This window comes from Citrobacter amalonaticus (assembly GCF_018323885.1).
Lineage (GTDB): Bacteria > Pseudomonadota > Gammaproteobacteria > Enterobacterales > Enterobacteriaceae > Citrobacter_A > Citrobacter_A amalonaticus.
Window position 1 is genome coordinate 2,736,979 of sequence record NZ_AP024585.1, and the last position, 22,291, is coordinate 2,759,269.

The following is a 22,291-nucleotide window of genomic DNA, read 5'->3' on the forward strand; positions in this document are numbered from 1 at the left end:
AACCTAAAACCATTAAACGATGGCAGAGTCAACAAACAAGCCCACTGTGTTGCTTAATAACAAAGTGACGGGATATGAACGTTAACATATGGAGATTGCGATGCGTTTAACACCACTATTAATAGCAGCTTCGCTATTATCACTCGCCTCTATGGGGAGTAGGGCAGATGAGAACAATGCAGGTACTATCCACTTCACCGGTGAAATTGTTGATCCAAGTTGTACTATAACGGGCGATAGCGGAAAAGACAGTACCGTATATCTTGGTTCTTTCGCGCCCAGCTTTTTTACCGGTAACGGTGGTAAATCCGACGATGCCGCATTTACCATTACGTTGGCTGGCTGCCCAGTGGCAACCACAGGATTAGATCGTATTCAGTTAACATTTAAAGGCATCACCATCGTCGGACACGATGACCTTCTGGCACTTACGGCCGGCGGTGCCACTGGCGTCGGCATCTCTGTTAGCACTGAAGCAGCACCAACAACAAACCTCAACCTGACCGGCGCGGATGGCCAGGTGTATATTCCACTGCAAGCAACATCAGCCGATATATCCCAAAATTTCGTCGCCCGCTATGAATCCTATGATGCGACGCCCATCACACCCGGAAATGCGTATGCAGATATGACAGTCAATATTTTGTATCGCTAAGTCGCCTCTTTAATTATCAGATGATAGCCTGCCCCGTGGCAGGTTATCTTCGCTATGCGTTGAGAAAATAAAATGAAGGCACCGTTGTTACTTATTCTATTAACGACATCCAGTTCCCTCTTTTCCCTGGGAAGTAGTGCAGAAGGCATTCAACTGGGCCGTACACGCGTGGTATATGACGCCAATAAAAAAGAGGCAGCCCTCCCACTTATCAATACGGAAAAAGAATTGCCCTGGCTTGTTCAGTCATGGGTTATGAATGCAGATAATAAAACACGGGCACCTTTTATTATCACACCACCACTGTTTCGTTTAGACCCGAAGTCCGGACAAAGCCTGCGAGTCATGCGCAGTGAAACGATAGCCACAACAGACAGAGAATCACTTTATTATCTGATTGTCAGAATGATTCCAGCCCGTGACCGTAAGGATGAACAGTCTAATGCTCTCCACCTTATCTACAGGACGCAAATTAAGTTGTTCTACCGTCCTTCGGGTCTGAGCGGGACGCCAGAAGAGGCGTGTCAAAACCTTCGGTATAGCCAATCAGGCAATCAACTACGAATCGAGAATAGTAGTGCGTTTTACAGCGTTTTTGATTCTGTACTGGTAGGAAACACACAGCTAAGGACAGCAGATATGGTTGCCCCTAAAAGCAGTGTCTCACTGACATTCGATGCCAAAACGGCAGCGCAGAGTGTTTCATGGCGCTGCATCAACGACTATGGCGGAACGACCGATAAATTTACCACGTCGTTGAAACCATGAATAACCGCGCTCAGCCACTAAGCCATTCCTCCAGCCGCGCTTTTGCCCCCTTATTGCACGGGCTGAGTGGTTTATTGTTCTTGAGTAGTTCTGTTCTCTATGCCCGCGATTTTTATTTTCAACCCAACTCCCTTGAAGGTGGCGAAAACACACCACAGACGACCAACCTGGCGATTTTCGACAACCCGAAGGCTCAGCTCGCAGGTAGCTATCCTTCACACATTCTGCTCAACGACAGAAAAATCCAGGAAAAAACGCTGGCTTATGTCAACGCCGAAGACGGAAGCCTGGTTCCCCTGCTTACCCCGAAAATGCTGCGCGAATGGGGAATCAAGGTGGACGACTACCCCATACTGGCATCCGAGCCTGCCGATAAGCCCCTGAAACACGATCTGGGAACTTATATTCCTGCTGCAAGTGCTGTTTTTGATTTTAAATTACAGAATCTGCATCTCAGCATCCCCCAGATTGCGGTTCAGAAAGTGAATGCGAACGCTGTCGATCCCTCACGCTGGGATGCGGGCGTTCCGGTGCTGTTTGCTGATTACGCGTTTAGCGGTCAGGATAATCTCGCACACACTCAGGGACAGCACAGTAATCAATATTTGAATCTTCGCAGCGGCGCGAATCTGGGGGAATGGCGTCTGCGCAACTATGGCACCTGGTCAAATGCCGCGGATAATCAGGGCTGGCAGAATATTGCCACGTGGATACAACACGATGTGCAAACGTTAAAAGCGCAGTTTATCGCCGGTCAGAGCAGCACGCGTGGAGAAGTCTTCGATAGCCTGCAGTTCAATGGTATTAACATCGCCTCTGATGACGAGATGCTGCCAAACAGCGAAAGAGGCTATGCACCGACGCTCCGCGGAACGGCCTATTCCAATGCCGTGGTGACCGTCAAACAAAATGGCTACACCATTTATCAACAAAACGTCGCCCCTGGAGCTTTCGAAATCAACGATCTGGCAGCCTCCACCAACAGTGGCGATCTGGAACTTAGCGTACAGGAAGCGGATGGCTCGGTGCGTACCACCATCCAGCCTTTTTCCAGCATTGCGCTAATGCAGCGCCCTTCTCGCCTGCGTTTTGAAGCCACTGCAGGCCGCTATCGGGCAGACAATGGCAGCAACGACAAAGAACCCGAATTTGCTCAGGGCAGTATCATTTATGGAATCAATAATACATTCACGGCGATCGGTGGTTTAACTACCGCACAAGACTATAACGCTGTCAACGCGGGAATGGGCATTAGCCTCGGCAACTGGGGGGCGATCTCCGCGGATGTCACAGCTGCACGAAGCGTTCTGGATTCAGGTAACATCAGCAGCGGGCAGTCATGGCGAGTCCTGTACACTGGGGATTTCAACCCAACCAATACGCACTTTTCCCTTTCAGGCTACCGATACTCAAGTGAAGGTTATTACAGTTTTGTGGAAGCCAATCAACACCAGACGAAAGATTCATCAGATGAAACGCGGGATCATAAACGTAATCGGCTGCAACTCAATATCAGCCAACCGGTGGGCGCCGGAAATATTTATATCAACGGCTATCAGCAAAATTATTGGAATAATAGCCGTCGTGATAGCTCCCTTTCTGCAGGTGCAAGTTACAGCCTGATGGGCATCAGCTACAATCTCTCTCTCACCTGGAGCACAACCAGCAATAGCGAGGACGATCGTTCACTTTATTTAGGGTTAACGATTCCCCTAAGCCACTGGCTACCTGATAGCTGGGCAACCTACAGCCTTAACAATAATCAGCACGGTGCAACCACGCAGAACGTAGGGCTGAACGGTTCGCTACTGGCCGATAACCGCCTGAACTATTCGCTTCAGCAAAGCCGCAGTAATCAGAGTCCTCAGGACAGCAGCAGCGTATATAGCACCTGGTATGCCCAATACGGCAGGCTCAATGCCGGTTATTACACGGCGTCAGATGGCTCGCGCCAGCTCAGCTACGGTGCGAATGGCGCACTGGTCGCGCATCCTCGTGGCATTACGCTGTCGCAACCCCTCGGTAGCCAGTTTGCGATAGTCGATGCCGACGGCGCACCCGGTGTCAGTTTCCAGAATCAACGCGGGATCCATACTGATATGTTTGGCAACGCCATCATTCCTTCCATTTCAGCTTATCAGGAAAATCACATCAACATTGATACCACTACGCTGCCAGATGATGTCGACAGCAGTAATACCTCATCAACAGTGGTCCCTTCGCGAAACGCCGCCGTCGTGGCGCATTTCAGTGCTCGTCGGGGTTATCGCGCGCTGGTTACGCTGGTGCAATCATCAGGACAACCGCTGCCCTTTGGTACGATGGTGACCTCAGAAGATGGTCTGCTCAATGGCATTGCCGATGATCAGGGCGTGGTCTATCTCGCCGGACTCAGCGGTACCGTCACGCTCAAGGCAAAATGGGGAAATCAGGAGCGGCAAAGGTGTATCGCAACGATTACAACCGGTGAAGAGATTCCCCAGAATACGGATGCCGCCGACATCAAGCGCATGACGGCGGCTTGCAAGCAAGGAGGTTAAATGAAGCAATTTCGATGGGCCTGGCTTTTCACCCCACATCGTCTGCACGTACTGATTTTGTTGAGCGGGCTACTTCCCGTATTGCAGGCATTCGGTGCAACCACCTATCTGAGTGGTTGCTTCCCCACCAAGGGCAGAGTCGATGTCCCGCTCAATTACGACCTGAGCGCGGAGGATAACTACGCCGGGAATAGAATCCAGCCAACAATAAGCTTTGTATTTCCCTCGGATCCGCATGCAGCGCAGTGCAGTTCGTGCCCTGGGGTGACAGGTACAACCACCGAGAAGATCTACAGTTACCGTACCACGCCACTGCCTACCGGCCGAACGGCTAAATATGGCAAGCTCACTAACAACTTAGATATCCAGATATCAGCCTTCTCCGATACCGTCTCGGGAGGAGGTACCGCTTATCTCCTCGAAACCTATCCCAATCAGTCGCCCACAACCAGTCTGTTCGAAGGCGATAATAGCGAAGCGACGCAGTCACTTTGCGCAAACAGTCCTGTAGCCGGCAATCCTAAGCGTTTATTCAACTGGAACAAGATAAGTCTCTCGTTGTATATCGTTAACCCGATATTCGGCATAGAAACCATTCCGAATCAGCTACTGATGTCCACCAGCGTATGCATCTTTTACGGCTCGGGGTCGTGTAACTTCAGCAAAGCCAGTGTCGCGTCGGAAATGTACATCTCTGGCGCTATTAACGCACCGCTCAGTTGTACGATAAACGCAGGGAGTACGATCAATGTCGATTTTGAAACCCTGGCCAGTTCTAATTTTACTGCGCCTGGAGCCGTTCCTTCAGGATTCACGCTGCGTGATGTAGATATCAAATTCCACTGCGACAGTACCGCTGTCAGTAATAGCGACAAAATAAAGCTGACCCTATCCGCCGATCAGGGCGTTAACGATACAGGCACAGGATTCATTGCCAAAATGATAGGACGAGACGACATTGGCGTAAGAATGTATGACAGCAATGATAATGGCATACCGCTGGATGGTAGTGCGGACTTCCCCATTGTGTTAGATGGCAACGGCGATGGTCATATCCAGATGACCGCCGCACCGGTTGCCACAACCAGTAATAAACCCGATGCTGGCCATTTTGAAGGCAACGTCACGGTAAAAATGGATATCCGTTAACTGCAAAGTGAACAATGGCCCCGACGGGCCATTCAGACTGCTGACAAAGAAGGAAAAAGCGTGTTTTCTCCTTCTTTGTAGTAAGCAGATGAAAATCAATGAATTGATTTTCCTTATTTTTTACTGGGCGATATCTGCTCGCCCAGTATCAACAGGAGATTTGTCATCACTCTCAATGGCCCTTGAGGGCCATTGTTCTCAAAAGCCTAAACTATCCAGCAGGTCGTCCACCTGGTCCTGGCTGGCGACAACGCCCGCTTTGGTCGCATCGACCTGCGGACCATTCAGCAGGCTTTCACTTTCGCGTTTGGGTCGAGAACTCTGCTCTGGAATATTTTCCAGTAGTACCATCAGCAGCTGACGTTCAATCTCCTGAATCACATCCATCATGCGTTTAATCACCTGACCGGTCAGATCCTGGAAGTCCTGCGCCATCATGATGTCAAGCAACTGTGCGTTGGTGAAACTGGTATGCCCGGGCACATCGCCGAGGTATTTTCGAGTGTCTGTCACCAGCTCGCGGGCGTCAGAGAGCTCAATCGGGTTTTCAAACCACTCGTCCCAACGCTTGCTCAGCGCCTTCGCCCCTTTCTCCATCTCGTCCTGATGCGGCTGAGAAGCCTCAACGCTGTTCAGGGCGCGCTCAGCCGCCTGCGCGGTCATCTGTACTACATAGTCCAGACGGTCACGGGCATCAGGAATGGCTTCTGCCGCTTCGGCAATCGCCTGGTCCAGTCCCAGTTCGCGCAGACTGTCACGCAGCATACGGGTCAGGCTACCAATGCGGGCAATGATATCCCCGGCAGAATGTTCATCTACGGGTTTAATCTGTGGTTGCATCATGGTCAGCCCCTTACATGCCCAGTTTCTCAAAGATTTTATTGAGTTTTTCTTCCAGCGTCGCCGCCGTGAACGGTTTCACTACGTAGCCGCTGGCCCCGGCCTGCGCCGCGGCAATGATGTTCTCTTTCTTCGCCTCTGCCGTGACCATCAGCACCGGCAGTGAGGACATTCCGCTGTCCGCGCGAATGGTTTTCAGCAACTCGAGACCGTCGATGTTCGGCATGTTCCAGTCGGAAATGACAAAACCAAACCCACCTGCCTGCAGTTTATTCAACGCATCCGCGCCATCTTCGGCTTCTTCCACGTTGTTAAATCCCAACTCCTTAAGCAGGTTACGCACGATGCGACGCATGGTGGAAAAGTCATCCACAACCAAAAACTTAAGCTCTTTATCCGCCATAAAAAATTACTCCTGATTCAAATACGTATTGCCTGTCCGGCACTGATTTTCGCCAGCATCTGCTGGCTAACCTGACTAAGATCGACCACTTCGCTGACGCCACCCATATTGATGGCTTCGCGCGGCATGCCGAACACCACACAACTTGCTTCATTTTGCGCAATCGTCCAGGCGCCTGCCTGGTGCATCGCTAACATTCCGGCGGCGCCGTCGTTGCCCATTCCCGTCAGGATCACCCCGACAGCATTGCGCCCCGCATGAATCGCTACCGAATGAAACAGCACATCCACCGACGGCCGGTGCCGGTTAACCGGCGGACCGTCATGAATTTTGATTTGATAGTTTGCCCCGCTGCGTGCCAGTTCCATGTGTTTATCGCCCGGCGCAATGTAGGCATGACCCGGCAGAACACGCTCGCCGTCCTCCGCCTCTTTCACGGTTATCTGACACAGCTTGTTCAGACGTTCAGCAAACGAGCGGGTAAAACCGGGCGGCATATGCTGCGTAATAATGACCGCCGGACTGGAGAGCGGCAGCGGTTGCAGCACATGGCGAATTGCCTCGGTGCCCCCCGTCGAGGCGCCAATCGCAATCAGTTTTTCCGAACTGAGCAGCGGTCCCGCCTTTAAGGTGACCGGCGCCGCAAGCGGTTTATGGGCTGTCAGACGTGCGCGTGACGCCGTGCGCACTTTCTCCGCAATCATCTCGCTGTAGGCCAGCATCCCTTCGCGGATCCCCAACTGCGGCTTGGTGACAAAATCGATCGCCCCCAGTTCCAGCGCCCGCAGTGTCACTTCCGAGCCTTTCCCCGTCAGCGACGACACCATCACCACCGGCATCGGACGCAGTCGCATCAGCTTTTCAAGAAAATCGAGGCCGTCCATCCGCGGCATTTCGACGTCCAGCGTCAGCACGTCAGGGTTATATTTCTTGATTAAATCCCGGGCGACGAGCGGATCGGGTGCGGTTGCCACCATCTCCATGTCGCTATAGCTGTTAATAATTTCGGTCATGATTTGACGCATCAATGCAGAATCATCGACCGACAACACCCTGATTTTACTCATGCTTTACCCTTACTTAGCGCATAAACCGTTTGACCGCGCAGGCTAAAGTCGCGCACGAGGTTACTAAAGTTCTCTGAATGCCCGGCAAACAGCAGACCATCAGGCTTAAGAAGAGGGACAAAACGGCGCAGAATGTCCTGCTGCGTCGTTTTATCGAAATAGATCATCACATTGCGGCAGAAAATGGCGTCGAACGGTCCCGGCACGTTGTACTGCTTATCGAGCAGGTTAATCACGGAAAACTCGACGTGGCTTGCCAGTTCCTGACGTACACGCACCAGCCCATCATGAGGACCGGTTCCGCGCATGAAATAACGCTGGAGCTGCTGCGGCGACAGGGTCTTCAGTTCGTCCAGGCGATAGATCCCGCTACGGGCCTTTTCCAGCACTTCGGTATCAATATCGCTGGCGAACACCTTCCAGCGCCCTGGCGCCATGCCCAGCGTATCGGCCAACGTAATGGCGATACTGTACGGCTCTTCACCGGTCGATGCCGCGGCGCTCCAGACCCGGTATTCGCCGCTGTGACGACGCGCGCTTTCCGCCAGTACCGGGAAATGGTGCCCTTCGCGGAAAAAAGCGGTCAGGTTAGTGGTCAACGAGTTGATAAAAGCCTGCCACTCTGCGCTGCTTTGATTCGCTTCCAGCACGCTGAGATAGTGACCAAAATCATCCATTCCCAGCGTACGCAGGCGACGGACCAGGCGGTTGTAAACCATGTCCCGCTTGTGGTCCGCCAGCACGATCCCCGCACGCTGGTAGATTAATTGACATATCCGACGAAAGTGCGCGTCGGACAGCGCAAGGCGCTGGGTCATCTGTAACAATAATGACGTTTGCCCGTTGGGCAGAGATGATGTCATAGCGCCTTCTCAATCACATTCAGGATACAACGGGCACAGCCTGCGGCGGTGCCGATTCTTGGTGTGTTACCACATGCTCTTCAAGTTTGAATACTGCTACACGGGCTGACAGCGTGTCGGCCTGATGCGCGAGTTGCCCGGTCGCGGCGGCGGCTTCTTCCACCAGCGCGGCGTTCTGTTGTGTCACCTGATCCATCTGGGTGACGGCCTGTGCCACCTGCTCTATTCCTCTGCGTTGTTCGTCTGACGCCGAGGCAATCTCGCCCATGATGTCGTTGACCCGGGTGACCGAGCTGACGATTTCCGTCATGGTACGGGCAGCCGTATCGACGAGTTGCGATCCCTGGTGGACGCGGTTCACCGACTCTTCAATTAACCCTTTAATCTCTTTTGCTGCCTGGGCGCTGCGGCTCGCCAGGTTTCGTACTTCTCCGGCAACCACAGCAAATCCACGCCCCTGCTCACCAGCACGCGCCGCTTCGACCGCCGCGTTGAGCGCCAGAATATTGGTCTGGAAGGCGATACCGTCTATCACCCCGATAATGTCGCCAATCTTTTGCGAACTGGCGGCAATCGCCTGCATCGTACTGGCGACTTTGGTGGTCTGTTCGCCGCCGGTTTTCGCCGTATCGGCGGCGCTTTTTGCCAGCCCGGAAGCCTGGCGCGCATTGTCGGCGTTTTGACCGACGGTAGCCGTTAACTGCTCCATGCTGGCCGCCGTCTGCGCCAATGACGCCGCCTGCTGCTCGGTGCGTGAGGAGAGATCGTTATTACCCATCGCGATTTCAGAAATCCCGGTGTGCATCGCCAGACTGCCCTGACGCACGTCGCTGACGGTTTCCCGCAGCGCCTGTTGCATCGCCTTCAGGCTGGCAAAGATCGCCGAAATCTCATTACGCCCGTAAACCGCAATCGGCCGCGCCAGGTTGCCCTCGGCAATGCTGTCAAAATGACTGCCGATAATCGCCAGCGGCTGGACGATCATTTTGCGCGACCAGTACAGCGCTCCGGTGGTTAACAGCGCGGCAATAATGACCATGCTGATAAAGATCGCTGCCGACATGTGATAGTTGTTTTTGCTCTGTTGCCCAGCCACCACCAGCACATGGTTAATGTTCTGCTGCCAGGCGTTAAAGTTCACATCAAAGGCATCCTGTGACGCCTGCACTGGCGCGGTCAGAAAGTCTGACAACTGGTTGTTTTCAAGCCAGGTGGCCTGATGTTCCAGATCGCTGTGCCACTGGGTGAAGCTTTTCTCCGTTGCGTCCTGCAGCGCTTTGCCCGATTCCGTATTCGCCTCGATAGCCTTGAAGCCATTGAACAACGTGGCAGACTGCGCCAGGCTTTCGCGCGCGATAACCATCAGGCTTTTGATGTCATCGGGCGGATAGCTCAGCGCCGTTAATGTCCCGGCCTTGTTGAGGGCGGTACTCGCCTGTAATAAAACGGCGCGCGTTTGTGCCAGCGCCGCGCGTTGCTGATTACTCTGCTCGACCTGATTCAGGCTCTGAAAACCGTCCCGAAATGCCCAGAAAGACAAGCCATTACTGCCAATCTGCAATACACCGCAGAGGATCAAAATCAAAAACAGCGTGGTCGAGATTCGAATACGATTAAACATCAACGCTCCCATCAGGCGGCAACGGCCGCAGTGTTAAATTTCGGTCAAAATGTTTCCCAGTTAGTATCGTGCTCCATGCTTAACGAGGGCTTCTGCGCGCTGCGGGGCGCGTCTGCAGAAGTCCGTTCTTCTTTGGTTTTTACCGCATAAGGACGCGCGGCAAGACGAAATGCGGAGACCGCCATCGTCAGTCGGCTGGCCTGTTCTTCCAGCGCGGCCGCGGCGGCTGCGGATTCCTGGACCAGCGAGGCGTTTTGCTGCGTCACGCGGTCCATTTCAGAAACCGCCAGCGCCACCTGATCGATGCCACGGCTTTGTTCATCAGAAGCCGAGGCAATTTCGCCCATAATGTCGGTCACGCGGGTCACCGCATTGACGATATCGTTCATGGTCTCACCCGCGCTTTCGACCAGCACGGAGCCGGTATCCACGCGCGAAACGGAATCTTCAATCAGCGCTTTGATCTCTTTTGCCGCCTGCGCACTGCGACTGGCCAGATTACGTACCTCACCGGCGACCACCGCAAAGCCACGCCCCTGCTCACCTGCTCGCGCGGCTTCCACCGCGGCGTTCAGTGCCAGGATATTGGTCTGGAAGGCAATACCGTCGATAACGCTGATAATGTCGGCAATTTTCTTCGAGCTACCGGCAATTTCATGCATCGTTTTAACGACGTTATCCACCACTTTGCCGCCGTGCTGCGCGGTTTCCGAGGCGCTCTGCGCCAGTTGCGACGCTTGTCGGGCATTGTCGGCGTTCTGTTTCACCGTCGCGGTTAACTCTTCCATGCTGGCCGCCGTCTCTTCCAGCGCCGACGCCTGTTGTTCGGTCCGCGATGAAAGATCGGTGTTGCCGGTGGCGATTTCCGTGGTACCGGCGTAGATGGCATCGGAGCCTTCGCGCACCTGGGTGACGGTGTCTACCAGCGAGCGCTGCATGTGATCGACGCTACCAGCCAGTTCGCCAATTTCATTCCGTCCGGCAACGGTCAGCGTGTTGGTCAGGTTGCCGCCGGCGATTTCACGAATATGAGCGATGACGCTGGCAAGCGGGTTGAGCAGGGTGTGACGAATGCCGTACCACACCACCACCAGGATCAGCACCAGCACCACCGCCAGAATGGCGAGTTGCCACTGCGCAAACTGGTAGTCGCGCGCGCTTTCATCAAACGCCTGGCGATAGAGTTTTTCGCTGACGCTGGCGTACTTGCTCTTCGCGTCGCCGAGTCCGTTTTGCATTCCCTGCGTCGGTTGCGCGAAAAAGGCATCCATGTTGCCGCTTTCCAGGAACTGCACCAGTTCGGTTAAACCGGCAAAATAGTTCTGGTATTTTTCGTCCACATTGTTGCTGACCTCCACCATCTCTGGCAGCGGATCGATAGCTTTAAATCTGGCGTAGTGCTCTGCCGCCTGAGCGAGGGAATTTTTCGCGCTCTTCAGCAGATCGTTTTTTGCGCTACTCTGCTGATTGTTGGCGTCCATCATCATGCGTGCAGAGGAACGGCTGAGGTTGATACGTGTTTGCAGCATCAGATCCCATGTCGAGGTCAGTTCACTCTGCTGTTGGCGTAGATCGTTGGAAATAACAAAACTTTTTTGATTCTGCTGTAAAGACGAAAACAGCAAACCACCAGAGACAAGCTGTAGCAGTGCGAAAACCCCCAGCACCATCATCAGCATTGTGACAACGCGGATACGGTTAAACATAAGGCACCTTCCTGAAAACGAGTTAACAACGTTATCGGCACCCTTGATAAGAACTTTACGTTTGCGAAAGGGAAATCCAGGTCAGAAGGCGATATCCACTCCACCCTGTCACTGAGATGGCAGACGCGTGGCTGGCAGTCACAGACGTTTATGCTATCCCGTGCTAAAAAGTACGCGGTCATGAATACAACAAAATAAGCAAATAATAAAAAAAAGTTGTAACCCACAACGAATTACTCCAGGTTAGGTAGGAAATGATTTGGCGTAATTAAATACATAAAACATATGTATCGCTGATAAAAAATTGTTAAATTCAGCCTGAGGGATTTTTAGTGGCAAATGCAAATAAACTCACGATATTCATCGTGATTTTCATGCTGGCAGGTATTGTGTCAGGTGCGGTTATTCACTCGTATACATCCGAAAGCGTCATTGCCGCCTGGTCGGATAACATCACCCTCCTCACCGACATCTTCTTACGTTTGATTAAGATGGTTATCGCCCCCCTGGTGTTCAGCACTCTGACTGTGGGCATTATGCGTCTTGGCGAGACGTCCACCATCGGACGTGTGGGCGGCAAAGCGATGATCTGGTTCATCAGCTCTTCTATTCTTTCCATTCTGGTGGGCCTTTTTATTGTCACCCTGGAACAACCCGGCAGCGGACTCAATCTGGCTATCCCGAAAGAAGCCGTGGATACCGGTCTCGCCGTCGGCGGGATGAGCCTGAAAGGTTTCCTGTCACATACCATTCCTACCAGCATTGCCGGTGCGATGGCCAATAACGAAATTTTGCAGATTGTGGTGTTCTCAATGTTCTTCGGGATCGGCGGCGCGTCGTTGGGCGAAAAATTCAATACCCCGCTGGTGGCGGCGCTGGACGTGGTTTCCCACATTATGTTGAAAGTGACCGGCTACGTGATGTACGTCGCCCCGCTGGCCATTTTTGCCGCCATCTCCTCGGTGATCGCCACCGAAGGATTGGGCATTTTGCTCAACTACGCCTCGTTCATTGGCGGTTATTACGTGGCAATTCTGATGACCTGTCTGGTGTTGCTGGCAGTGGGATATCTGGTACTGAAAAAAGAGGTGTTTCGCCTGCTTGGTATGCTCAAGGATCCGGTTCTGGTGGCCTTTACCACCAGCAGTTCTGAAGCGGCCTATCCGAAAACGCTGGAGCAACTGACGACATTTGGCTGCTCGCGCAACATCGTCTCTTTCGTGCTGCCCATTGGTTACTCGTTCAACCTGGTCGGTTCAATGGTTTACTGCTCTTTTGCGTCGATGTTTATCGCGCAGGCCTACAACATTCATCTGTCGTTTGCTGAGATTAGCGTCCTGATGCTCACGCTGATGCTGGCGTCAAAAGGTATTGCCGGCGTTCCGCGTTCCGCGTTAGTGGTGCTGGCGGCAACGATTCCGAGCTTTAACATTCCGGTCGCCGGCATTTTGCTCCTGATGGGTATCGACCATTTTCTCGACATGGGCCGTTCCGCCATTAACGTGTTAGGTAACGGTATTGCGACGGCGATGCTGGCACAAAACGAAGGTTTACTGGAAGAGAGTGATGTGGAGGCGGTGTCACAGCAGGTCGGAGCATAACGGTTGACTGTCAGATAGCGCTTCGCTTATCCGGCCTACGTTGAGGTGGTAGGCCGGATAAGGCGTTTACGCCGTCATCTGATCATGCGATTAGGCGACGTGAGAGGCGGCCATATCTAACAGCGCCATTTCGTCACTGTTCAGCAGTTTCTCAATGTTCACCAGAATCAACATCCGGTCGCCTAGCGCACCGAGTCCGGTCAGGTATTCCGTTGACAGCGTTACGGCAAATTCCGGTGCAGGACGGATTTGCTCTGCGGTCAGCGACAGCACATCAGACACGCCATCGACAACGATCCCCACCACGCGCTGTCCCAGATTCAGCACAATCACCACGGTGTTATCGTTGTAATCAACATCACCCTGGCAGAACTTCACGCGCAGATCGACAATCGGCACAATCACGCCGCGCAGGTTGGTCACCCCTTTGATGAAGGCAGGCGTGTTGGCAATGCGCGTGACCTGATCGTAACCACGGATCTCTTGTACTTTCAGGATGTCGATACCGTACTCTTCATCTCCCAGCGTAAACACCAGGAATTCCTGACCTGACGGCTCGCCGGCCAGTTTGCTTACATTAGTCATACCGGTCATATTTTACCCTTTCTTACTCAATCAGGCGGCGGTGATCGCCATACGTTGTTCGCGATTTAAACCCTGCAGGGCGGAGACATCCACAATCAGCGCGACGCTGCCATCGCCAAGAATAGTGGCGGCTGAAATACCCGGCACTTTGCGATAATTACTCTCCAGGTTTTTAACCACCACCTGGTGCTGACCGATCAACTGATCGACCAACAGCGCGTAACGGCGACCGCCGCTTTGCAGGATCACCACGATGCCCTGGGTGGCTTCGGTTTTCGCCCCTTCCACTTCAAAGACTTTCCACAACTCAACCAGCGGCAGATATTCGCCGCGTACTTCCAGCACACGCTCGCCCCCGGCCAGCGGATGCAGATCATCGTCACGTGGTTGCAGGGATTCCATCACCGCATTCAGCGGCAGAATGAAGACTTCGTCGGCGACGCGCACGGACATGCCGTCGAGGATCGCCAGCGTCAGCGGCAGCAAAATACGAATGGTGGTGCCGGTCCCTTGCTTCGACTGGATTTCAACGTGGCCGCCCATCTCCTGGATATTCCGTTTCACCACATCCATACCCACGCCGCGTCCGGAAACGTCGGTCACCTGCTCGGCCGTCGAGAAGCCTGGGGCAAAAATCAGCATCCCCACTTCGTCATCGGTCATGTTTTCATTGACCGCCATCCCCTGGGAGATCGCCTTCGCCAGAATGCGCTCGCGGTTCAGTCCAGCCCCGTCATCGGTCACTTCGATGCAGATGTTGCCGCCCTGATGTTCCGCCGACAAAATCAGATTGCCCACCACATTCTTACCGGATTCCATGCGTTTTTCCGGCAGTTCGATTCCGTGGTCGAGGCTGTTACGCACCAGGTGCGTTAGCGGGTCGATAATGCGTTCAATCAGGCTCTTGTCGAGTTCCGTCGAGCTGCCGACCAGCGTCAGTTCAACCTGTTTACCAAGCTTGCCCGCCAGGTCGCGCACCAGACGCGGGAAGCGGCTGAATACGTATTCCATGGGCATCATACGAATCGACATCACCGATTCCTGCAGATCGCGGGCGTTACGTTGTAACTGCCCCATGCTGGTGATGAGATCGCCATGATTGACCGGGTCGAGTTCGTTCGAACGCTGGGCCAGCATTGACTGGGTAATCACCAGCTCACCGACCAGGTTGATCAGCTGATCAACCTTCTCCACCGCCACGCGAATGCTGGTGGATTCACTGGCGCGTGCCGGTTTTTCCCGCTCTACGCGTCCGGTTTGCGCTTCTCTGCCAACCGCTTTCACCGCTGGGACGGCGACGACAGGCTGTTCGACCGCAACCACTTCAGCCACTTCCGGCTGGACCGCGGGTGCCGTCGCTGTCACCACTTTCTCAAAGGCAATCTGGTCGGCTTCAATCACAAAGCACAGCACGGCAATGACGTCATCCTCTGCAATGTCGCCATCAAGCGTGGCCGCCAGGCTGTCTTCGCCCTTGACGACATCAGACAGGGTGGACAGATTGCCCAGCTCTTCTTCCAGCAGGGCCACTTCACTGGCCTTCAGGCGCGAGAGAAAGATGCGTAATTTCGCTTCTTCTGCCACGACCACGTCGTCAGGTGTCGTGTTGTCGACCACGCTCAGTCGGGCATTCGCCACCACCGCTGGCGCGGTTTCACCTTTTGCTTCCAGCGCTAACTGGCGTAATGCCGTGCAGATGTATTCGAAACTGGCGGCATCCGGCTCCTGCGAACTTTTATAGGCATCGAGCTGTTCCTGCATAATATCTTTCGTTTCCAAAAACAGGTTGATAATGGCGGTATTGAGCTGCATCTCACCGCGACGCGCATCATCCAGCAGGTTCTCCATCAGATGCGTGGTTTCCTGCAAAACGGTAAAGCCGAACGTGCCGGCGCCCCCTTTGATGGAGTGCGCTGCACGAAATATGGCATTCAGTTGCTCGGCATCCGGCGCTTCGGGCGCCAGATCGAGCAGATGTTGCTCCATGTCAGCCAACAACTCGTCAGCTTCATCAAAAAAAGTCTGATAAAAATCGCTTATATCCATGCTCACGCTATCACCTCGGATTGGCTGGTGGCGATGTGGGAACGCTTACCTGCGGACTGGCCTCAGGCTGTTGTAATACACTTACCGGCTCGTTCTGGCTTTCAGCGTTTTCATGCAAAATGGCCTGTTCGGACTGTTTGTTCAGCACCAACAGACTGATTCGGCGGTTGATGGCGTCATCCGGACCGCGATCGCTCATACGCATCGTGGCGGCCATGCCGACCACCCGTAATACTTTTCCGTCATCCAGACCGCCCTGTACCAGTTCACGCCGCGAAGCATTGGCGCGATCGGCAGAGAGCTCCCAGTTGCTATAGCCTTTTTCACCGTTCGCGTAAGGGAAATCATCCGTATGCCCGGACAGGCTGATACGGTTGGGAATACCGTTCAGCACCGGGGCGATTGCCCGCAGGATGTCACGCATATAAGGCTCAACCTCGGCGCTACCGGTTTTAAACATCGGGCGATTCTGGCTGTCGATAATCTGAATACGCAGCCCTTCCTGCACCAGGTCAATCTTCAGATGCGGACGCAGCGCCCGCAGTTTGGGATCCGATTCGATAAGCTGATCGAGGTCGCCACGCAGTTTGCTCAGGCGATTTTGTTCCATACGTTTTTTCAGTTCATCGAGGTTCGGCTGCTTATTCACTTCACCCTGTTGCTGGGTAAAGTCATCGCCACCGCCAGGAATCGCGCTCTGGCTATTGGAAATGCGATTCCCTCCCGTCACCGCCGTCGCCAGCGGGGTACGGAAGTATTCGGCAATCTGAATCAGTTCTTTAGGGCTGGAGATGGAAATGAGCCACATCACCAGAAAAAAGGCCATCATGGCGGTCATAAAGTCAGCGTAACCAATCTTCCACGATCCGTGTGCGCCGCCGCCATGCCCCTTATGTTTGCGCCGTTTAACCACGACGATAGGATGAGACCGATTCTTCATGCGCCCTCAGTCGTCGTCTGCTGCTGTTGGTTCGGGTTTTTCACGGCGCGAACATGTTCTTCCAGTTCAATGAATGACGGGCGCTCGCTGGAATACAACGTTTTACGTCCAAACTCGACGGCGATCGGCGGGGCGTAACCGTTCAGATTTGACAGCAACGTGATTTTCACACACTGCATCATCTTGCTCGTTTCCGCGCTCTTCTGACGCAGGACGCTGGCAAGCGGTGAAATAAAACCGTAGGCCAGCAGAATACCGAGGAATGTACCGACCATCGCATGGGCAATCAGTGAGCCCAGTTCTGCAGCCGGTCGATCCGCTGACGCGAGGGCGTGTACAACCCCCATCACCGCCGCAACGATACCAAACGCCGGCAGTGAATCCCCCATCAGTGCCAGGCTATTGGCCGGGACTTCAGATTCACTTTCGTGCGTTTCAATCTCTTCGTCCATCAGCGCTTCGATCTCGAAGGTATTCATGTTGCCGCTGATGATCAGGCGCAGGTAATCGACGATGAATTCCAGCATCACCGAGTCGGCCAGAATACGGGGATAGCTGGCAAAAATTTCGCTCTCTTTCGGGTTCTCAATGTCTCGTTCAAGCGAGAACATCCCCTGCTGGCGAGACTTAGCCATCAGGCGATAGAGCAGTGCCAGCAGATCCATATACATCGCTTTGGTGTATTTCGAACGACGAAACAGTAACGGCAGCGCTTTCAGTGTCCCCTTGATGGCTTTACCGTTGTTACCCACGATAAATGCCCCTATTCCCGCGCCACCGATGATGACAAATTCAGCCGGTTGATAGAGTGCCCCCAGGTTTCCACCAGTCATCATGTAACCGCCGAAAACTGTACCAATAACCACCAGGTAACCTAATAAGATAAGCACGACATCATCCTTCTGCTGTTGACTATGACAGGATGCGCAGTCGGGGCGTTAACGCGTTGGCGAGGCAAAAAAAAGCAGCGGTAATGACTTACCGCTGCTGGAGTGTTTCGTCCACACCGTATCGGTTAAACAGCCTGTTCGATCTGTTCATCCAGCAGTTGTGGAATAATATCGGCAGCATCCTGGGAAAGTTTACGTCTTTTTACCGCACGGGAAGGCGGCTGGCATAAACTGCAGGCAAAACTGCCCGCAGGTTGGTGAGCGTGGGTAATGAAATTACCACCACAGCAGTTACAGCTTGATAACTGAAGCAAGCCGCTTTCGACAAAACGCACCAGCGTCCACGCGCGAGTCAACGCCAACAGCGGCCCATCTTCACCCTGCGGACACTGTTCCAGGTACAGTCGATACGCCTTAATGACGGCATCAACACCGCTACACAGGCCCGTTTTAAGTAAGAACTGCCAGGCATTACAGAACATGGAAGCATGTATATTTTGCTCCCAGGTCATAAACCAGTCAGTGGAAAACGGCAGCATGCCTTTTGGCGGGGGACTGCCGCGAAGTTCTTTGTACAGCTTGATGAGGCGACCGCGGCTTAACTGCGTTTCGCTTTCCAGCATTTGCAAACGGGCACCCAGTGTGATCAATTCCATCGCTAACTGGATATCACGAGCTTCCTGAACAATGCTTTTTTCACTCATCATCAGGCCCTTTTCTTACGCGCGGTTTCATCAGCCTGATTGACATCACTTAACAGACGCGTGGACAGCATGATACCGGTGTGAATTTGCTGGAGATCGTCTACTCTGGAATCCTGAGTCAGACGCGTAATGGTTTGATGACTGTCGAAACGGAAATGACACACAAGCTGATTCGTTTCTGCCAGTTTTACCATTTGCGGAAGGGTCAGCGCCCCCAGAGAGGTCGCCATTTCCTCATTGATTCCGAGACGAAACATGGCGGACGCTTTGTCCTGAACGATTAGACGCTGTGCAAGGAGTAAATATGACAAATTGATGTCATAAATGTGTTTCAGCAACTCGGATGTATGCATTATTCCCATCCAGAATAACCAACTTTTATTTTTATGCGGAAAAACCGCACCCCGTGATGTCGCCGGGAATTCCCGGTAAAAAAATCAAATAGGTCAAACACATACCTTCGACTCAGGCGCTTAAAACATCAATGCGCGCGTCACGCTGGCATCTTGCCTGGTTGTAACGCGAGCACATGAATTCTTACAAATGCCTAAGATTTTTCCTAATTCGACGCAACTGTACTCGTCACACCCGAGACATACAACAAATCCACGCTGCGAATTTGGAAAATATGTGATGCACTTCACATAAATTAACTTAATCGTTAACATAAATCCATCAGTTGGGCTTTTATTTTGCTGGGAAATTAATCAGCAAAACGCCATTTTATTCTCACGGGTATTAAATCAAGCGTCAGGGGCAGCGAAAGATTTTACGCAACCAGCGTTAATATCACGTAAGTAAAATAATTGAAATGCATTTATCCGCCTGCGCAAGCAAAATTATTTTTATGCTTGTGAAACAACATGTTATGTGTTACTTATTTTTTATGAATACGCAGAGTTTATGATTAGATTGCGATTAATCACGAACATGAATTTGTTAAACCAAATTTTGATTGACTCGCTGATTTAATTTAAGTCAATCGATTTGGTTAACTTTTTTAGTTATTCCTGAGTTACACCTATAAGGAATATTAATGAATAATTATGATAGCGTTCACATTATTGTCATATAGAGGCATTGCAGTTGTAAGCAAATCGGAGTAATGCTGAAGAACCACCTCATATTCTTGCAATAAGGAGCGAGTTATGAGCTACACCCACATTCTTGTCGCCGTGGCAGTCACCCCGGAAAGCCAACAACTCCTGGCGAAAGCCGTCTCCATTGCCCGTCCCGTCAACGCACGAATCAGCCTCATCACCCTCGCCTCCGACCCCGAGTTATACAATCAATTTGCCGCCCCCATGCTGGAGGATTTACGCGCGGTAATGCATGAGGAGACCACTGATTTTCTTGAAAAACTGGGGAAAGAGGCGGGCTATCCGATCGCGCAGACGTTCATTACCTACGGCGAGTTAAGCGAGCATATTCTGGACGTGTGCCGCAAACACGACGTGGATCTGGTCATCTGTGGCAACCACAACCATAGCTTCTTTTCGCGAGCCTCCTGCTCGGCGAAAAGTGTGGTGAGTTCAAGCCTGGTGGATGTCCTGCTGGTCCCGCTTGAAGGAGATTGATCCCCAAAAACCTCGCTCAGGCAAGCTTTGGAAACGTCGCGACTTTCCGTTGCTGAAGAGTTTCAGCGCTGCGCGGGGTGATCGTCTTTAGATCGCAGATAAACTGCTCCTGCCAGTGGTTGATGTCGTTTTTGACAATCACTTCCAGCATCTCAGCATGCCGCGAAATACGCTCGGAAAGCGGCATTGTGAGTGCACGATCCAGCGCCGCCGCGACTTCATCGCGATCGTAAGGATTAACGATCAGCGCTGAGGTCAGCTCATTTGCCGCACCGGCGAACTGAGACAACACCAGAACGCCTGGATTGGCGGGATCCTGGGCAGCAACGAATTCCTTCGCCACCAGATTCATACCATCTCGCAGCGGCGTGACCAGCCCTACATCTGAATAGCGAAACACTTTCATCAGTAATTTGCGGTCGAAATGTTGGTTGAGATAGAACAGTGGCGTCCAGCCTAGTTGCCCGTATTTACCGTTAATGCGCCCGGCTTCTGTCTCAAGCTGGTGACGGATATCCTGATACGCCTGCACATCGCCACGTGAAGTGGGCGCAATCTGCGTATAACGGATTTTTCCGTGATGCTGAGGGTATTTCTCCAGCAACGCCTCGTAGGCCTGAAAACGCTCTGGCAACCCTTTTGAGTAATCCAGTCGCTCAACGGAAAAGATATTCTTTAGATTCTTCAACTCCGCTTTCAGCTGCGCCAGTTTTGGCGGCAGTGGACCAGAAGCCTGCTGGGCAATCTCCTGCGGCTCGATTCCGATGGGATACACCTCGGTGCTGAACGATTTTCCCCAGGCCGTGTGGCTGTGCGTATCGTGAGTCGTGACTCTCGTCAGGCTGGAGAGACAGTCAAGGAAGGCCAGCCTGTCGTTTTCCGTCTGGAATCCCAGCAGGTCAAAATCGCATAACTGCTCAAGCAACTCTTCCGATGACGGCAACGCGTTAAAGATTTCCGGCGTTGGGAAAGGAATGTGTAAGAAGAAACCAATACGATTATTCACGCCACGTTTACGCAGTTCGCTGGCGAACGGCAAAAGGTGATAATCATGAATCCAGAGGATGTCATCTTTTTTCAGTAACGGCAGCAGCTTATCTGCCAGCAGCGCGTTCACCCGCAGATAGCCTTCCCAGGCGGTGCGCTGAAAATTCACCAGATCTAAACGGTAGTGAAAGGCGGGCCACAACACGGCATTAGAGAACTGGTTGTAATACTCCTCGTGGTCTTTTTCGCTCAGGTTAAACGACGCCCAGGTGATATTGCCCCGGGTGACCTTTTTTAATGGCTGATCCTCGTTACCCAGCTCGCCACTCCAACCGAACCACAGTCCCCCCGCCGCTTTCAGCGCGCCCAGCACACCAACGGCCAGGCCGCCTGCACTGGTTTTGTTATCGGGGGGCGCAATTCGATTAGATACTACGACTAAACGACTCATGGCCATCTCTCCTGTCATTCATGGTTGTTTCTTGTTGTGCAGTGTAAACAGACTCCAGCCAGCGCCAGACGTCTGGCACCCCGGCTAATCGCCATTGCGCCTGCGTCTCCCCCTCTCCCACCTTCACTGAAATACCACCCGCCTCGTTCACCACGCGAAACCCGGTCTCATCGGTCAGATCGTCACCCAGAAAAACAGGGACCCGCCCGGCAAACGGCGCTTCACGCATAAACGCGGCTATCGCTTCACCTTTATTGGTGCCTTTCGGCTTAATTTCGACAACGCACTTCCCTTGCTGGAGCGCAAGCTGCGGCCAGGTTTGCGTAATACGCAGCGCCAGCGCCTGCAGCGCAGCTTCATGTTCTGGCGCCTGTCGATAGTGCAGCGCAAACGCCATCCCTTTGGTTTCCATCTCCGTCCCCGGCAGTTTCGCCAGCGCCGTATGTAACTGCACGCTAATATCGCGTTCTATTGCCGAAGGGAGATGCACAATATGCATTTTCCCATTGATGTCACGGCGTTCAGCCCCATGCACCCCTGCCAGCGGAAAGCGCCAGGGGTGAGCCAACGCGTCAAGTTCAACCATTGAGCGCCCTGAAATCAATGCCAAAGCCCCTGCGTTGCGTTCTGCAAGGTGGTGGAGCATCTGAAGGATCGTGGGAGGAATCACCACCTGGTCTGGATGCGGCTTTAACTCCGCAAGGGTTCCATCGAGATCAAAAAAATAAGCATAGTGCACGGACTGTTCAGGGGTTACGGTTAACGGTTCTGCCACCCGGTACTCCTCCTTATTGTTATATCTGAGCCGCGCGAATCGCGCCTCATAAGCAACCGTAAGTATAGACAGTGTGACGATGCTCGCCATTTGCAAAGACAATTGCCAGCCGGGTGTAGCGGC

Annotated in this window: 20 protein-coding genes; 6 read left to right on the top strand and 14 right to left on the bottom strand. The window is 52.9% G+C overall.

Annotated features, from left to right (window positions below):
• Positions 1 to 100: 100 nt before the first annotated feature.
• The 4 genes from KI228_RS12875 (at position 101) to KI228_RS12890 (ending at position 5,112) form a co-directional block, all read left to right on the top strand.
• Positions 101 to 655: a fimbrial protein gene (locus KI228_RS12875; protein ID WP_044264788.1), complete on the top strand. Its 555-nt coding sequence runs from the start codon at positions 101 to 103 to the stop codon at positions 653 to 655.
• A gap of 72 nt (positions 656 to 727) precedes the next feature.
• A complete protein-coding gene (locus KI228_RS12880) occupies positions 728 to 1,423 on the top strand; it encodes a fimbrial biogenesis chaperone (RefSeq protein WP_061070001.1) in 696 nt (231 codons plus the stop codon).
• An 80-nt stretch (positions 1,424 to 1,503) separates the two neighbouring features.
• Complete coding sequence (locus tag KI228_RS12885; protein WP_224267586.1) at positions 1,504 to 3,963, top strand: fimbria/pilus outer membrane usher protein; 2,460 nt, start codon at positions 1,504 to 1,506, stop codon at positions 3,961 to 3,963.
• A complete protein-coding gene (locus tag KI228_RS12890; protein WP_061069999.1) occupies positions 3,964 to 5,112 on the top strand; it encodes a fimbrial protein in 1,149 nt (382 codons plus the stop codon).
• A 198-nt stretch (positions 5,113 to 5,310) separates the two neighbouring features.
• On the opposite strand, the gene cheZ is transcribed toward KI228_RS12890, so the two are convergent.
• The 6 genes from cheZ to tar are packed head-to-tail and all read right to left on the bottom strand — an operon-like array spanning position 5,311 to position 11,612.
• Positions 5,311 to 5,955 (bottom strand): protein phosphatase CheZ, encoded by a 645-nt coding sequence (gene cheZ / locus KI228_RS12895; RefSeq protein ID WP_043000339.1) that lies wholly within the window; start codon positions 5,953 to 5,955, stop codon positions 5,311 to 5,313.
• Positions 5,956 to 5,965: 10 nt separating this feature from the next.
• A complete protein-coding gene (cheY, locus tag KI228_RS12900) occupies positions 5,966 to 6,355 on the bottom strand; it encodes a chemotaxis response regulator CheY (RefSeq protein ID WP_043000338.1) in 390 nt (129 codons plus the stop codon).
• A gap of 17 nt (positions 6,356 to 6,372) precedes the next feature.
• Positions 6,373 to 7,422: a protein-glutamate methylesterase/protein-glutamine glutaminase gene (locus KI228_RS12905; RefSeq protein ID WP_043000337.1), complete on the bottom strand. Its 1,050-nt coding sequence runs from the start codon at positions 7,420 to 7,422 to the stop codon at positions 6,373 to 6,375.
• On the bottom strand, positions 7,419 to 8,285 hold the full coding sequence (gene cheR, locus KI228_RS12910; protein WP_043000336.1) for a protein-glutamate O-methyltransferase CheR: 867 nt from the start codon (positions 8,283 to 8,285) through the stop codon (positions 7,419 to 7,421). Before cheR ends, KI228_RS12905 begins: the two co-directional genes overlap by 4 nt.
• 19 nt (positions 8,286 to 8,304) lie before the next feature.
• Positions 8,305 to 9,906, bottom strand: coding sequence for a methyl-accepting chemotaxis protein IV (gene tap, locus KI228_RS12915; RefSeq protein ID WP_043000335.1), 1,602 nt, complete (start codon positions 9,904 to 9,906; stop codon positions 8,305 to 8,307).
• 44 nt (positions 9,907 to 9,950) lie between these two features.
• Positions 9,951 to 11,612, bottom strand: coding sequence for a methyl-accepting chemotaxis protein II (gene tar, locus KI228_RS12920; RefSeq protein WP_044264796.1), 1,662 nt, complete (start codon positions 11,610 to 11,612; stop codon positions 9,951 to 9,953).
• A 332-nt stretch (positions 11,613 to 11,944) separates the two neighbouring features.
• Here tar and KI228_RS12925 point away from each other — a divergent pair, with 332 nt between their 5' ends.
• Complete coding sequence (locus KI228_RS12925) at positions 11,945 to 13,213, top strand: dicarboxylate/amino acid:cation symporter (RefSeq protein WP_061069998.1); 1,269 nt, start codon at positions 11,945 to 11,947, stop codon at positions 13,211 to 13,213.
• A gap of 90 nt (positions 13,214 to 13,303) precedes the next feature.
• Here the strand turns inward: KI228_RS12925 and cheW are convergent, their stop codons facing one another.
• The 6 genes from cheW to flhD form a co-directional block, all read right to left on the bottom strand.
• The gene (gene cheW / locus KI228_RS12930; protein ID WP_043000332.1) at positions 13,304 to 13,807 is read right to left on the bottom strand and encodes a chemotaxis protein CheW; all 504 of its coding nucleotides are present in this window, start codon (positions 13,805 to 13,807) and stop codon (positions 13,304 to 13,306) included.
• Positions 13,808 to 13,828: 21 nt separating this feature from the next.
• Complete coding sequence (gene cheA / locus KI228_RS12935) at positions 13,829 to 15,850, bottom strand: chemotaxis protein CheA (protein WP_043000331.1); 2,022 nt, start codon at positions 15,848 to 15,850, stop codon at positions 13,829 to 13,831.
• A gap of 4 nt (positions 15,851 to 15,854) precedes the next feature.
• Positions 15,855 to 16,784 (bottom strand): flagellar motor protein MotB, encoded by a 930-nt coding sequence (motB, locus tag KI228_RS12940; protein ID WP_212807460.1) that lies wholly within the window; start codon positions 16,782 to 16,784, stop codon positions 15,855 to 15,857.
• Positions 16,781 to 17,674, bottom strand: a complete 894-nt coding sequence (motA, locus tag KI228_RS12945) for a flagellar motor stator protein MotA (protein ID WP_043000329.1) — start codon at positions 17,672 to 17,674, stop codon at positions 16,781 to 16,783. Before motA ends, motB begins: the two co-directional genes overlap by 4 nt.
• A 125-nt stretch (positions 17,675 to 17,799) precedes the next feature.
• On the bottom strand, positions 17,800 to 18,378 hold the full coding sequence (flhC, locus tag KI228_RS12950) for a flagellar transcriptional regulator FlhC (RefSeq protein ID WP_042318680.1): 579 nt from the start codon (positions 18,376 to 18,378) through the stop codon (positions 17,800 to 17,802).
• A gap of 2 nt (positions 18,379 to 18,380) precedes the next feature.
• On the bottom strand, positions 18,381 to 18,731 hold the full coding sequence (flhD, locus tag KI228_RS12955; RefSeq protein WP_043000328.1) for a flagellar transcriptional regulator FlhD: 351 nt from the start codon (positions 18,729 to 18,731) through the stop codon (positions 18,381 to 18,383).
• A 795-nt stretch (positions 18,732 to 19,526) separates the two neighbouring features.
• Here flhD and uspC point away from each other — a divergent pair.
• On the top strand, positions 19,527 to 19,955 hold the full coding sequence (gene uspC / locus KI228_RS12960; protein ID WP_043000327.1) for a universal stress protein UspC: 429 nt from the start codon (positions 19,527 to 19,529) through the stop codon (positions 19,953 to 19,955).
• Between the two features lie 16 nt (positions 19,956 to 19,971).
• Here uspC and otsA read toward each other — a convergent pair whose 3' ends face one another.
• Together otsA and otsB are read right to left on the bottom strand one after the other, a co-directional pair.
• Positions 19,972 to 21,393 carry an alpha,alpha-trehalose-phosphate synthase gene (otsA, locus tag KI228_RS12965; protein ID WP_044264801.1) on the bottom strand — a complete coding sequence of 474 codons (1,422 nt, stop codon included), beginning with the start codon at positions 21,391 to 21,393 and terminating at the stop codon, positions 19,972 to 19,974.
• Positions 21,368 to 22,168 (bottom strand): trehalose-phosphatase, encoded by an 801-nt coding sequence (gene otsB, locus KI228_RS12970; protein ID WP_043000325.1) that lies wholly within the window; start codon positions 22,166 to 22,168, stop codon positions 21,368 to 21,370. The genes otsA and otsB overlap by 26 nt, the downstream gene beginning before the upstream one ends.
• Positions 22,169 to 22,291 lie beyond the last annotated feature (123 nt).